Origin of the sequence: Nonomuraea antimicrobica, assembly GCF_039536965.1 — a bacterium.
GTDB classification, from domain to species: domain Bacteria; phylum Actinomycetota; class Actinomycetes; order Streptosporangiales; family Streptosporangiaceae; genus Nonomuraea; species Nonomuraea antimicrobica.
In genome coordinates this window covers 35,385-48,262 of the sequence record NZ_BAAAZP010000239.1, presented here as the reverse complement: position 1 = coordinate 48,262, position 12,878 = coordinate 35,385, and the positions used below count along the sequence as shown (strand labels likewise).

Genomic DNA, 12,878 nt, shown 5'->3' with positions numbered 1-12,878 from the left:
CGGCACACGTCGCTTAGCGGCTATTTCAGCAGCCTGGACAGGCGGCGGTCGGCCAGCGGCTTGCCGCCGGTCTGGCACGTGGGGCAGTACTGCAACGAGGAGTCGGCGAACGAGACCTCCCTGATCGTGTCGCCGCACACGTCGCAGGGCTGCCCCGCGCGGTTGTGCACGCGCAGCCCCGACTTCTTCTCCGCCTTGAGGTCTTTGGCGGCCAGCCCGTGGGCCCGCTCGACCGCGTCGTGCAGCGTCGTGACGATGGCCTCGTGCAGGTCGGCGATCTGGTCGTCGGTCAGCGTGGCCGCGATCTTGAACGGTGACATCCGCGCGGCGTGCAGCACCTCGTCGGAGTAGGCGTTGCCGATGCCCGCGATGACCTTCTGGTCGCGCAGCAGCCCCTTGATCTGGGTGCGGTTGCCGCCCACGATCTGCTTGAGCGCGTCGACGGTGAACGACTCGTCGAGCGGGTCGGGGCCGAGGGCGGCGACGCCGGGCACGTCGTCCGGATTTTTCGCGACATAGACGGCTAGGCGCTTCTGCGTCCCCGCCTCGGTCAGCTCGAACCCGGGCGCCAGGCCCTCCTCGTCGGGCGCCAGCCGTACGCGTACCGCCAGCGGCCCCTTGCCCGGCCGCACCGGCTTGGCCCCCGACAGGTCGTCGCGCCAGCGCAGCCACCCGGCCCTGGCCAGGTGGATGACCAGGTGCAGGCCGTCGCAGTCGAGATCGAGGAACTTGCCGTGCCTAGCCACGGCCATGACGGTCAGCCCGCCGAGCGCCGTGACCGGCGGGTCGAACGTCTTGAGAGCCTGGATGGCGACCACGTCGACCCCCAGGATCGTGCGGCCCACCGCCCGCTCGCGCAGGAAGTGGGTGAGAGACTCCACTTCGGGAAGTTCGGGCATGCCACCAGAGTACGATGCGCCCCCGACCGTCTACGGCACGTCCCAGAACGCCAGCTCGTGTGCCATCCCCTCCTCGAACAGGGCCTGCGCCCGCGCCGGGTCCGGATCGGCCTCGTCGATCATCTGCGCGATCCGCACCGTGAGCGCCGCGAACCCGGGATCGGCGTACGTCTCCACCCAGGCCCGGTAGCGCGGCTCGGCGGGCGGGCGCTCCGCCAGGATCCTGCCCAGGCTCGAATAGCCCCACATGCAGGGGTACAGCGCCGCCAGCCCCTCACCGTACGACGCCGCCGACTCCAGCAGGAACCCCGTGTACGCCACGCACGCCGGCCCCTTGACCGCGCCCTCCAGATCGGCCCCGAACCCGGCCGACAACGACCGGTGCAGGCTCAGCTCGTCGTGGAACGTGGTGTGCGCCAGGTCCACCAGGTCGCCCAGGTGGGCGTCCGGCGCCTGCCAGGCCAGCCGCGCGAACACCCGTACGTAGTCCAGCAGGAACAGGTAGTCCTGCTCCAGCCACGACCGGAACACCGGCTCCGGCAGGTCGCCACGCCCGATCCCGGCCACGGTGGGGTGATCGAGCTGCGCCTGGAGCAACGGCCGCCCGACTGCGTGCAACTTCTCCGAAACGCTCATGCCTGGGAGATTAGTGGCGGGTCGCCGTCGTCGGCTGAGGTCAGCCGGCGTCGATGACGTCCTTCGGCACCGGCTTGTCGTTCTTCAACGCGTCGAACAGCGCCAGCGCCTTCATACGGTCCCACTTGACCGCCGTGCCACCGCTCGGGACGGCCTCGTTGCCGCCGAAGGGCACGACCGTGGTCACCGGGCTGTCGCCCATGGCCAAGCCGAGCGAGAGCATGTCGAACGCCCCCGTCCCCGAATCGACCTCGACCGCCGCGGTGGCGCTGGAGGCCAGCGGGATCGCGGTGAACGGGTTGATCAGCACGCCCGGGCTGGCGGCCTTCTTCACGACCGCGCTGAGGAACTGCCGCTGCCGCTTGGTCCGCTCGAAGTCGGGCAGCGCGCCGCCCTTGCGGGTGCGTACGTAGCCGAGCGCCTGGGAGCCGCTGAGCACCTGCGTGCCCTTCTTGAGCTTCAGCCCCGCCTTGGGGTCGTCGACGGCCTGCCGGACGTTGATCTCGACCCCGCCCACGGCGTCCACGATGTCGACGAACCCGGCGAAACCAATCTCCATGTAGTGGTCGACGTACACCCCGGTCACGCTCTCCACGGTGCGCACCAGCAGCTTGGGGCCGCCGAGGGCGTAGGCGGAGTTGAGCTTGTCGCGCCCCTTGCCGGGGATCGTGACGGCCGAGTCGCGCGGCAGGCTGACGAGCGTGGGCTTGTCGCTCCCCTCGGGGATGTGCAGCAACATCATCGAGTCCGTACGCTGCCCCGCGGCCTGCCCGGTCGCCAGCTTCTTGCGCTGGGCGGCGGTGAGGCCCTTGCGGCTGTCGGAGCCCACGAGCAGCCAGTTGGTGCCGGGAGTGTCGGCCGGCCGCCCTTCGTAGTCGGCCAGCACACCGTCGATGCCGGCCAGCCGCGAGTTGACCCAGAAGAACAATCCCACGACCGTGACGAGCAGCACGACCAGCACACCGGCGACGATCTTCAGAACCGTCCTGCCGGAGATCCGCCTGCCAGGACCACGGGGACTGGGTGGACCGCTCTCGGAGGGCTCGCGGCGCGACCTGAGCGGCTTGATCGGGCTGCTGCCCGACCGCTCGCGCCCGTACACCCGCGAGCCGCCGGGCTTGGGCCCTGACTCGGGAGGACCCTGGGGGGCCGCGTTGGGAAGCTGGTGCGTGGGGGCTCCCGGCCCTCCGCCGGGCATCCGGTGCGCGGGCGCTCCTCCCGAACGCAGGCCGTCAGCGGGCCGTTGTGGCAGCGGGCGGCCGTCGCCCGGCGAGCGCATGGCCCGCGTCCGGTCGTCCTCAGACACTTTCGCCTTCTTCCCTTCGCTTTGCCATAAACGCTACGTCCAACCCCTGGGCAGTGAAGACCTTCCGTCAAGGTTTTCCCACGGAAAAGTACGTGGAACTAGCGGAGAGTCACTGCGGAAACATAGATGCCACCAGCATCGTTACGGTTATGGACGACCGCTATCGAAGGGATGATCGTGTCCGATCCGGACCCCTGGAGTCTTCGCCCGTGCGCAGGCACGGGTTCCTCTGAGGGCTCACTCCGGTGAGCGCCTATCTCGGGCTGCTGGCCCTTCTGCTCCTCACCGCGGCGACCGGCTATTTCGTCGCCCAGGAGTTCGCCTTCGTCGCCGCCGACCGCGGGATCCTGCGCGAGCAGGCCGCCACCGGCGACACCTCCGCCGAGAAGGCGCTCCAAGTCACCTCTCGCCTGTCTTTCATGCTCTCCGGCGCGCAGCTCGGCATCACGGTGACGGCGCTGCTGGTCGGCTTCCTGGCCGAGCCGGCGATCGCCACCATCGTACGGCCGTGGCTGACCGACGCGGGCCTGCCCGACGCCATGATCACGGGTGTGTCCGTGGCCATGGGCGTCTTCGTCGCGACCGTGGTGCAGATGGTCTTCGGCGAGCTGGCCCCGAAGAACCTCGGCATCGCCAGGCCGGAGCAGGTGGCCAAGTTCCTGGCCCGTTCGACGCTGATCTATCTGGCCGTCGTCGGCCCCGTGGTCAAGCTGTTCGACTCGGCCGCGACGGGCCTGCTCAGGCGGGTCGGCATCGAGCCGGTGGAAGAGGTGGAACACGGCGCGACCCCCGAGGAGCTGTCGCGCATCATCGCCGAGTCGACCCAGGCGGGCGAGCTGCCCGCCCGGCTGTCGGACCTCCTGGAAAGAGCCCTGGAGTTCGGCGACCGCACGGCCGAGGAGATCATGGTCCCCCGTCCGAGGGTCGTGGTGCTGCGGGCCTCGCAGCCCGTCTCCGACCTCCTCTCCGTCATGCGCGACTGCGGCCACTCCCGCTACCCGGTCCTGACGGACGACGGTGACGTGGCGGGCGTGACGGGCGTACGCGAGCTGGTGGCCTCCGGCCTGGACGAGGGCTTCGTCTCGGCCATCACCCGCCCGGCGATCCTGGTGCCCGCCTCCGTCCCGCTCCCGGCCGTCCTCGACCGCCTGCGGGCCGCCAAGGACGACATCGCCTGCGTCATCGACGAGTACGGCGGCCTGGCCGGCGTGATCACCGTGGAGGACCTGGCAGAGGAGCTGGTCGGCGAACTGGTCGACGAGAACGACCCCGAGCCGGTCGGCGCGGTCGAGCACCCGGGCGGCGTCTGGGAGGTCCCCGGCAGCCTTCGCCTCGACGAGGTCGAGCGCGCGACCGGCGTCTCGCTCCCCGAGAGCGACGACTACGACACCCTGGCGGGCCTGGTCCTGGCCAGGCTGGGCCGGATGCCGAACCCGGGCGACATGGTGACCGTGCCGATCGCCCAGGAGACCGACCTGTTCACGGACGAGGCGCAGGAGCACCAGGCGGAGCTGACGGTGATGTCGCTCAACCGCCGGGTGCCCGAATGGGTCCGCCTGATCCCGCTCCGGCACGCGGAGGCCACGCGCCGATGACCATGATCATTCTGAGTGTGGCCCTGCTGGCCTTCAACGCCCTGTTCGTGGCGGCGGAGTTCGCCTTCGTCTCGTCACGGCGCCATCGCCTGGAGGAGATCGGCGCGGGCGGCAACCGCCTGGTCAGGATGGCGGCGCGCTCGGCCGCGGGCGGCAGCCGTCAGCTCTCTCTCATGCTCGCGGGCGCCCAGTTGGGCATCACCCTGTGCACCCTGGGCCTGGGCCAGGTGACGGAGCCGGCGATCGAGCACTATCTGGAGCCGGTCTTCGCCGCCATCGGCGTACCGGAGGCCCTGCGCCTCCCGATCGCGCTGACGCTCGCCCTGGCGCTGGTGACCTTCCTCCACATGGTGGTGGGCGAGATGGCCCCCAAGTCGTGGGCCCTGACCCACCCGGAGCGGGCGGCGCTGCTGCTCACCTTCCCGTTCCGTGCGTTCACCACGGTGATGCGCCCGCTGCTCTCGTCGCTCAACGCCCTGACGAACGTCATACTCCAGCTCTTCGGCGTCCAGCCGAGAGACGAGCTGGCGACCACCAGGACACCCCGCCAACTGGCGCTGCTGGTCGGCGAGTCAGGCCGGATGGGCCTCCTGGACCGCGCGGAGCACGACCTCCTCACCAGGGCCCTGCGGCTGGACGACGAGGGCATCGAACGCCTCATGGTCCCGATCGCCCAGGCCATCAAGGTCCCCGCGGCGGCCACGGCGACGGAGATCAGATCGACGGCGGCGGGCAGTGCCCACCTGCGGCTCCTGGTGGAGGGCCCGACAGGCGTGGAGGGCGCCCTGCACGTGAGAGACGCACTGCTGAAGCCGGGGAGCAAGGCCACCGACCTGTGCCGACCACTCCCGAAGCTCCCCAGCACCACTCAGGTCCCCGAAGCGGTCACCGCACTACAGGAACAACGCTCCCACTTGGCCCTGGTTACCGACCAAGATGAAAAAGTCATCGGAATGGTGAGCCTCACAGACCTGGTAGGCGAACTACTCGACACAAGAGCAGCCTGACTGTGAGCTAAAACACAGAACCCGGGTGGCCAAGCCACCCGGGTTCCAGAAAAGAACCACCCACCCTCTTGCGAACAACTCCCCACTTCGCCAAGGTGGTCCTGCCCCCAAAGAAAAAGAGCAACCACAACAGGGTTGTGACGGGGGTCTGGGGCCAAAGGGCCCCAGGAGCAAAGCGACCCCCCTGGGGGTCCGGGGGTTACCCCCCGGGCAGAAACGACGAGGGGACCCGAGGGAGCAAGCCGTAAGGCTTGCGACCATGGATCCCCAGTCACCGAGTGGGCGAGGAGGGATTTGAACCCTCACGTCCTTTCGGACACACGGACCTGAACCGTGCGCGTCTGCCGTTCCGCCACCCGCCCTTGTGGGTGCGGAAAGAACAGTAGCACGGAACAGCCACTGGTACTGAACCCGGATACGATCGCATAAGACACGGGAGCGGAGGAGCTGGGCGCGGCAGCCGACGAGCGCCAAGGGCCACTGTGACGTGGGACGAGCGGGCACCGGGCGCCGAAAGCGTCTGGGGGCCGCGATCATATGCACGGAGGAAGGGAGGTACCCGGTGGGAGTCCTTCAGCGCTTCGAGCGAAGGCTCGAAGGCTTGGTTGAGGGGGCCTTTGCGCGGGCGTTCAAATCTGACCTTCAGCCGGTCGAGGTCGCCAGCGCGGTTCAGCGGGAGATGGATGAGCGTGCGGCGATCGTCGCGCAGGGTCGCACGCTCGTGCCCAACGACTTCGTGGTAGAGCTGTCCATGACCGACGCCGAACGGCTCGAGGTCTACGCCGACAGCATCAGCCACGAGCTGGCCAACCTCGCCAGGGAGTACGCCAAGGAACAGGGCTACTCCTTCGTGGGACCGGTCCGGGTCCGCTTCGAGACCGCCGGCGACCTGGCTGTGGGGCTGTTCCGCATCCGGTCGGGGGTCATTCGCGGGGCGACCGTCGAGCAGGACGAGATCCGCCAGCCGGCGAGCGACCTGCCCCCGTCGAGGCCGAACGCCTTCCACGGGCGGCCGCGGCTGCTCGTCTCCACCCAGGACGACCCGCAGGGCGACCGCTCCTACGAGCTCACCACTCCGGTGACCTTGCTCGGCAGGGGCACCGACTGCGATCTTCGTCTTGTCGATCCGGGAGTCTCGCGGCATCATGCGGAGCTGCGCGTCGAGGGCCAGAACGTGGCCCTTGTGGATCTCGGGTCCACGAACGGCACTTTTGTCAATGGCCAGCCGGTACGCAGAATCGAGCTCCAGAACGGCACGCGAGTGACCCTGGGGCGTACGACTCTGGTGTTCCGGCGCGATTAGGGGTAGACAAACGGTCCATGTCCGAGCTCACGCTGCTGCTGATCCGGCTCGCTTTCCTGGCGGTGCTGTGGTTCTTCGTCATTGCCGCAGTCGGCGTGATCCGGACTGACTTGTTCGGCTCACGCACGGCTCCCGCGGGTGGGCGCAAATCGCCCAAGCCCGCCAAACCCGTGGCAAAGCCCAGGAACAAAAAGGGCGAGCCACGCCAGCTCATCGTCACCGGTGGCCCTCTCCAAGGCACCACCATCAACCTCACGGAGACGCCCATCACGATTGGCCGGGCGAATGACGCCACGCTGGTAGTCACGGACGACTACGCTTCCAGCCGGCATGCCCGGCTCTTTCCTCAGGACGGTCAATGGATCGTGGAAGATCTTGGGTCCACCAACGGCACGTATCTCGACCGCTCCAAAGTCACCCGTCCGACCCCGGTGCCGCTCGGTGTTCCGATCCGCGTCGGCAAGACAGTCATTGAATTGCGCAAATGACCATCGCACTCCGCTACGCCGCCCGCTCGGACGTCGGCCTCCTCCGCGAAGGTAACGAGGACTCGGCGTACGCTAGCGGCCGCCTGCTCGCCGTCGCCGACGGCATGGGCGGGCACGCACACGGCGAGGTGGCGAGCTCAGTCGCCATCGCCGCCATGGCCTCTCTGGAAGAGGCCCAACAGGGGGGCGACCTGCTCAACGCCATCGAGGCAGCGGTACGCGACGCCAATCGCAAGCTGCACGAGATGGTGGGGCGGGATCCCAGCCTCAAAGGCATGGGCACGACTCTGACCGCCATGCTCTGGAACGGCACCCAAGTCGCCCTGGTCCACGTGGGCGACTCGCGGGCCTACCTCCTGAGACGCGGCGAGCTATACCAGATCACCCATGACCACACACTGGTGCAGCAACTCGTCGACGACGGGCGCATCACGCCGGAAGAGGCGGCCACGCATCCGCAGCGTTCGATCCTGCTGCGCGCGCTCGACGGCAGCGGCGAGGTCGATCCCGACCTCACGCTGCGCGAGGCACAGGTGGGCGACCGCTACCTGCTGTGTTCCGACGGCCTGTCGGGCGTGGTGAGCGCGGAGACGCTGCACGCCACGCTCACCAACATCGACGACCCGGAAGAGGTCGTCCGCCAGCTCATCGATCTGGCGAACCGCGGTGGCGGGCCCGACAACATCACGTGCGTGCTGGCCGACGTGCTGGAGCTCACCGAGGGGCAGCAGGTGCCCGTGGAGGCCGCCGTGGTCGGCGCCGCGGGCATTAACCGGCTGCGCGGTGATCCGCAGGACGCCTCGCCGGGGCGACCCGGCGCGGTGACCGCACCCCAGCCGGTGCTCACCGACGACGACTTCGAAGAGCCGGGCGCGCAGGCGTCCCGGCGCTCGGGCAGGCGTCGCCGGGTGTGGCCGGTGCTGGTCACCGTGCTTGGTGTGGGCATCGTCGCCGCCGGCGTCGTTGGGTACTTTGGATACCAGTGGACTCAGGAGCAGTTCTTCGTCGGCGCCAGGGGCGATGAGGTGGTCGTGTTCCAGGGGGTCCAGAAGGAAGTGGGGCCGTTCCAGCTCTTCCACGTCTCCGAACCGACCGGCAGGCAGCTCTCCCAACTGTCGGAGGCGGACCAGGCGCTGATCAAGGGCGGCATTCCCGTCACCACGGTCAAAGAAGGCTTGACGAAGATCAACGGTTTGAAGTTCACGGGCGATCAGAACACCGAAGGCGATCAGAACACCGAAGAGGAAGCTCCCACGGAGGCGAGCACGTCGGCACCCCCGCCGTCCGCGTCCCCCACCGCGACCAAGACGAGACAGCAGTAGATGAGCGAAGTCGCGGTCTCCCCCGTCCCGATGCCGGCCAAGCGGCGCGGGGCCCAGCTCTTCATGCTGGCGCTCGCGGTGGCCATCGTCATGGGCGCCTACGCCAACGTGGGCCTGGCGATCGACGGCCGGATCCCGGCCGGCATGCTGACGTACGGGCTGGGTCTGGGCGGTCTGATGCTGGCCGCCTACCTGGTGCTGGCCAAGTTCGCGCCGTGGGCCGACCCGCTGATCCTGCCGCTGGTGACCTTGATCAACGGCCTGGGCCTGGTGATGATCTACCGGCTGGAGTCGGGCGGCATGCCGCTGGCGTCGGCCACCAACCAGATCATGTGGACGGCCGTGGGTGTCGTGATGTTCACGGTCACCCTGATCGTGCTGCGTGACCACCGGACACTGCAGCGGCTCACGTACACGGCGGGCGCGGTGGGGATGGTGCTCCTCGCACTGCCCGCGGTGCTGCCCGGCAGCATCAGCGAGGTCCAGGGCGCGAAGATCTGGATCCGCTTCGGCGACTTCGCCTCCATCCAGCCCGGCGAGTTCGCGAAGCTGCTGCTCGTCGTCTTCTTCGCCGGTTACCTGGTGGCCAAGCGCGACGTGCTGGCGCTGGCCGGGCGCCGGCTGCTCTTCATCGACCTGCCCCGGGCCAGAGACCTCGGCCCCGTGCTGGCCACGTGGGTGCTCAGCCTGCTGGTGCTGGTCTTCGAGAAGGACCTGGGCACCTCGCTGCTGCTCTTCGGCACGTTCGTCGCGATGTTGTACATCGCCACCCAGCGCACCTCGTGGGTGCTGATCGGGGTGCTGCTCTTCGTCGGCGGCGCGTATCTGGCCGGGCTGGCCTTCGACCACGTCGGCGCCCGCTTCGACGCCTGGCTCGACCCGTCGAACCCGGTCTACTTCGGCAACGACCCCGTCTGCCAGACGGATCCGCCGGGCGACGCGATGTGCGGCAAGAGCTACCAGATCATGCAGGCGCTGTACGGCTTCGGCGCGGGCGCCATCATGGGCACCGGCCTGGCCCAGGGCAACCCCGACGAGATCCCGCTGTCGTTCTCCGACTTCATCTTCGCCGCCACCGGCGAGGAGCTGGGCCTGACCGGGCTGATGGCACTGCTCATGATCTACGCGCTGCTGGTCGAGCGGGGTCTGCGCACGGCGATCGCGGCCCGCGACCCGTTCTCGAAGCTGCTGGCGGGCGGCCTGTCGTTCATCCTGGCCTGGCAGGTCTTCATCATCGTCGGCGGTGTGACCAACCTGATCCCCCTGACCGGCCTGGTCACGCCGTTCATGTCACAGGGCGGCTCGGCGCTGCTGGCTAACTGGATCCTTATCGCGCTCCTGGTACGCATGTCAGACGCGGCGCGCAGGCCCCCGCCCCAGGCGATCCAGAACGAAGGAATGACCCAGGTGTTCCAGCGATGAACCGGACTCTGAAACGAGCGGCCGTGGCCTGCCTGGCCATGTTCGCGCTCCTGATGGTCAACGTCAACATCCTGCAGGCGGTCAAGGCCGACGGTCTGCAGGACGACGCGCGTAACCGGCGCAACTTCTACGAGCGTTACGCCGTCGAGCGTGGCCGCATCACGGCGGGCGGCAAGGTGATCGCGCAGTCCGTGGAGACGCAGAACAAGGACTTCAGGTTCGTCAGGGAATACCCCGACGCCAAGCTGTACGCCCACGTCACCGGCTTCTTCTCGCCGGAGAGCGAGAGCGCGATCGAGGACAGCGAGAACCAACTGCTCGACGGCTCCAGCCCCGACCTGCTGCTGCGACGCAGCATCGACCTGTTCACGGGCGAGCCCTCCCGCGGCGCCAACGTCGAGCTGACGATCAACCCGAAGGCCCAGAAGGCCGCCTACGACGCGCTGCGGCAGAGCGGCAAGCGCGGCGCGGTCATCGCGCTCGACCCGAAGACCGGCGGCATCCTCGCCATGGTGTCGCTGCCCACGTACGACCCCACCGAGCTGTCGGGCACCGACAAGGGCAAGGTGTTCCCGCGCTACGACGAGCTGGCCGCGGACAAGTCCCAGCCGCTGCTCAACCGCACGATCGCGCAGACCTACCCGCCGGGGTCCACGTTCAAGGTGGTCACGATGGCGGCGTACCTGGAGGACGACTCCTCGCGCGGCCCCGAGACCACGGTGGAGGCGCCGCAGCGGCTGACCCTGCCCAACACGACGGTCACCCTGCCCAACTACGGCGGCGCCGCCTGCGGCAGCGGCCAGGTCACGCTGGTGTTCGCGCTGGAGAAGTCCTGCAACACCCCCTTCGGCGCGATGGGCATGGAGCTGGGCTACGACAAGATGAAGGAGCAGACCGAGAAGTTCGGCATGGGGCAGCAGCTCGCCGTGCCGATGTCGGTCGCGCAGAGCGACTTCGGGAAGGAAGAGGACCAGGCCGCCCTGGCGATGGCCTCCATCGGGCAGCGCAGCAACCGCATGACGCCGCTGCAGATGGCCATGATCGCGGCCGGCATCGCCAATGACGGAACGGTGATGAAGCCGTACCTCGTCAACAAGATCAGCGACGCCAAGGGCGACGCGGTCGACGAGGCCAGCCCGGAAGAGCTGTCCCAGGCGGTCAGTTCCGAGACGGCGGGCAAGTTGCGCGACATGATGGTGAGCGTGGTCGACAACGGGACCGCCAACCTGGCGCAGGTCTCAGGCGTCCAAGTAGCCGGTAAGACGGGTACGGCGGAGACCACCGACGGGCAGCCTCCGCACGCCTGGTTCATCTCCTTCGCTCCCGCCAACGACCCGAAGGTGGCCCTGGCGGTCATCGTCGAGTCCGGCGCCGCCAAGGTGGGCGCGGAGGCGACCGGCGGACACACCGCCGCGCCGATCGCAAAGGCCGTGCTGGAGGCGGTGCTGAACAAGTGAGTGAACGGTAACCTGCTGGGTCATGCGGCTCCGTAACCGCTATCTCCTGCTCTCCCGCATCGCCACGGGCGGTATGGGGGAAGTGTGGCGTGCCCGTGACGAGTTGCTCGGGCGCGAGGTCGCGGTGAAGATCCTGCGCAGCCACATCTACGCCGACCCGACCTTCCGCGAGCGGTTCAGGAACGAGGCCCGGCTCACCGCCGCGCTGGCCGACCCCGGCGTGGCACAGATCTTCGACTACGGCGAGCAGAGCGACCTGGCCTATCTCGTGATGGAGCTGGTGCACGGCGAGCCGTTGTCGGCCATCCTGGCGCGCAACGGCGCCATCGGGGCCGAGGTGGCGCTCGACGTGGTGCACCAGACGGCCAGGGCGCTGCACGCGGCCCACTCCGCCGGGATCATCCACCGCGACATCAAGCCCGGCAACCTGATGGTCACCCAGGAGGGCGTCATCAAGGTGACGGACTTCGGCATCGCGCGGGCCCTGGAGGCGGCGCCGGTGACGCAGACCGGCACGGTGCTGGGCACGGCCCAGTACGTCAGCCCCGAGCAGGCGCAGGGCTTCTCGCTCACGCCCTCGACAGACCTCTACTCGCTGGGCGTGGTGGCCTACGAGTGCCTGGCGGGGCACACGCCGTTCCGGGCCGACAGCCAGGTGGCGATCGCGCTGATGCACCTCAACGAGGCGCCGCCGCCACTCGGCGTCGACGTGCCCGCGCCGGTGCGCGAGCTGGTCATGGCGCTGCTGGCCAAGGAGCCCGCGCAGCGGCCCGCCACGGCGCTGGAGGTGGCCGACCGGGCATACGTGCTGCGCGAGTCGCTGGCCAGCGCCGAGCACGGCGCCGAGCTGAGCATGCTCACCGACCCGGGCGGCTTCCGCGTACGCGAGCCGTCCCCCGAGGACGAGCAGGCGACCGACGACCTGGCCCCGGCCACCACGGTGCAGGAGAGGCCGCAGGTCAGGCGGCGCAGGGGCGCGAGGACGCTGGCGCTGGTGGCCACGGCGGGCTGCGTGGCGGCAGTGGGGCTGACGGCGATCACGTTCGCCAACGGGCAGCCGACGCCGCGGGCGCCCGAGGTGGCCGAGCCGTCCGCGCTCCCGACGACCCCGGAGCCCGTCGCGTCCACGCCCGACGAGCCGCGCCCGACGAAGACCAGGCGCACACGGCGGCCTCCGGTGGTTCCGGCGAAGTCGCAGGGGCCGATACCCTCGCCGTCAGCTACCGTAAGCAAGTCGGCAACTCCTACCAAGAAGCCGTCACCGAAGCCGACACCGACCACCCGGACCCCTACGCCCACCCCGACCCCAACGCCCACCACTACACCGACAAGCCCGACACCCACCGCCTCGCCGGACCCGGGTGATACAAACCCGACCAAAGAGGAGACGTGATGCGCTATGGGGGCGATGATGGACACCGGCAGCCCCCGAGCTGGCCGGTA

11 protein-coding genes and 1 tRNA gene are annotated in these 12,878 nt (G+C 69.1%); 8 read left to right on the top strand and 4 right to left on the bottom strand.

Annotated elements, in window-relative coordinates:
* Window positions 1-20 precede the first annotated feature (20 nt).
* Genes ABD844_RS51385 through ABD844_RS51375 form a run of 3 tightly spaced genes read right to left on the bottom strand, consistent with a single transcriptional unit; the run spans window position 21 to window position 2,841 of the window.
* On the bottom strand, window positions 21-899 hold the full coding sequence (locus ABD844_RS51385; protein ID WP_344897082.1) for an Fpg/Nei family DNA glycosylase: 879 nt from the start codon (window positions 897-899) through the stop codon (window positions 21-23).
* A 30-nt stretch (window positions 900-929) separates the two neighbouring features.
* Window positions 930-1,535: a TenA family protein gene (locus ABD844_RS51380; RefSeq protein ID WP_344897079.1), complete on the bottom strand. Its 606-nt coding sequence runs from the start codon at window positions 1,533-1,535 to the stop codon at window positions 930-932.
* Window positions 1,536-1,575: 40 nt separating this feature from the next.
* Complete coding sequence (locus ABD844_RS51375; protein ID WP_344897076.1) at window positions 1,576-2,841, bottom strand: LCP family protein; 1,266 nt, start codon at window positions 2,839-2,841, stop codon at window positions 1,576-1,578.
* A 245-nt stretch (window positions 2,842-3,086) separates the two neighbouring features.
* Here ABD844_RS51375 and ABD844_RS51370 point away from each other — a divergent pair, with 245 nt between their 5' ends.
* Entirely contained in the window at window positions 3,087-4,436 is a 1,350-nt protein-coding gene (locus ABD844_RS51370; protein WP_344897073.1) for a hemolysin family protein, read from the top strand.
* The gene (locus ABD844_RS51365; RefSeq protein WP_344897070.1) at window positions 4,433-5,443 is read left to right on the top strand and encodes a hemolysin family protein; all 1,011 of its coding nucleotides are present in this window, start codon (window positions 4,433-4,435) and stop codon (window positions 5,441-5,443) included. The genes ABD844_RS51370 and ABD844_RS51365 overlap by 4 nt, the downstream gene beginning before the upstream one ends.
* A 279-nt stretch (window positions 5,444-5,722) precedes the next feature.
* Here ABD844_RS51365 and ABD844_RS51360 read toward each other — a convergent pair.
* A tRNA-Leu gene (locus tag ABD844_RS51360) sits at window positions 5,723-5,805 on the bottom strand.
* A gap of 200 nt (window positions 5,806-6,005) precedes the next feature.
* Between ABD844_RS51360 and ABD844_RS51355 the strand changes: the two genes are divergently transcribed.
* Genes ABD844_RS51355 through ABD844_RS51330 form a run of 6 tightly spaced genes read left to right on the top strand, consistent with a single transcriptional unit; the run spans window position 6,006 to window position 12,828 of the window.
* Window positions 6,006-6,746 (top strand): FHA domain-containing protein, encoded by a 741-nt coding sequence (locus ABD844_RS51355; RefSeq protein WP_344897067.1) that lies wholly within the window; start codon window positions 6,006-6,008, stop codon window positions 6,744-6,746.
* A 17-nt stretch (window positions 6,747-6,763) separates the two neighbouring features.
* Window positions 6,764-7,234: an FHA domain-containing protein FhaB/FipA gene (locus ABD844_RS51350; RefSeq protein ID WP_344897064.1), complete on the top strand. Its 471-nt coding sequence runs from the start codon at window positions 6,764-6,766 to the stop codon at window positions 7,232-7,234.
* Window positions 7,231-8,556 (top strand): Stp1/IreP family PP2C-type Ser/Thr phosphatase, encoded by a 1,326-nt coding sequence (locus tag ABD844_RS51345; protein WP_344897061.1) that lies wholly within the window; start codon window positions 7,231-7,233, stop codon window positions 8,554-8,556. Before ABD844_RS51350 ends, ABD844_RS51345 begins: the two co-directional genes overlap by 4 nt.
* Window positions 8,557-9,978 carry an FtsW/RodA/SpoVE family cell cycle protein gene (locus ABD844_RS51340; protein WP_344897058.1) on the top strand — a complete coding sequence of 474 codons (1,422 nt, stop codon included), beginning with the start codon at window positions 8,557-8,559 and terminating at the stop codon, window positions 9,976-9,978.
* Window positions 9,975-11,435 carry a peptidoglycan D,D-transpeptidase FtsI family protein gene (locus tag ABD844_RS51335; protein WP_344897055.1) on the top strand — a complete coding sequence of 487 codons (1,461 nt, stop codon included), beginning with the start codon at window positions 9,975-9,977 and terminating at the stop codon, window positions 11,433-11,435. Before ABD844_RS51340 ends, ABD844_RS51335 begins: the two co-directional genes overlap by 4 nt.
* A gap of 22 nt (window positions 11,436-11,457) precedes the next feature.
* Complete coding sequence (locus tag ABD844_RS51330) at window positions 11,458-12,828, top strand: serine/threonine-protein kinase (RefSeq protein WP_344897052.1); 1,371 nt, start codon at window positions 11,458-11,460, stop codon at window positions 12,826-12,828.
* The last annotated feature ends 50 nt before the right edge of the window (window positions 12,829-12,878 follow it).

Coding starts and splice junctions, on each gene's coding strand:
- ABD844_RS51385 (WP_344897082.1), bottom strand. CDS start 899: ATGCCCGAACTTCCCGAAGTGGAGTCTCTCACCCACTTCCTGCGCGAG.
- ABD844_RS51380 (WP_344897079.1), bottom strand. CDS start 1,535: ATGAGCGTTTCGGAGAAGTTGCACGCAGTCGGGCGGCCGTTGCTCCAG.
- ABD844_RS51365 (WP_344897070.1), top strand. CDS start 4,433: ATGACCATGATCATTCTGAGTGTGGCCCTGCTGGCCTTCAACGCCCTG.
- ABD844_RS51350 (WP_344897064.1), top strand. CDS start 6,764: ATGTCCGAGCTCACGCTGCTGCTGATCCGGCTCGCTTTCCTGGCGGTG.
- ABD844_RS51345 (WP_344897061.1), top strand. CDS start 7,231: ATGACCATCGCACTCCGCTACGCCGCCCGCTCGGACGTCGGCCTCCTC.
- ABD844_RS51340 (WP_344897058.1), top strand. CDS start 8,557: ATGAGCGAAGTCGCGGTCTCCCCCGTCCCGATGCCGGCCAAGCGGCGC.
- ABD844_RS51335 (WP_344897055.1), top strand. CDS start 9,975: ATGAACCGGACTCTGAAACGAGCGGCCGTGGCCTGCCTGGCCATGTTC.
- ABD844_RS51330 (WP_344897052.1), top strand. CDS start 11,458: ATGCGGCTCCGTAACCGCTATCTCCTGCTCTCCCGCATCGCCACGGGC.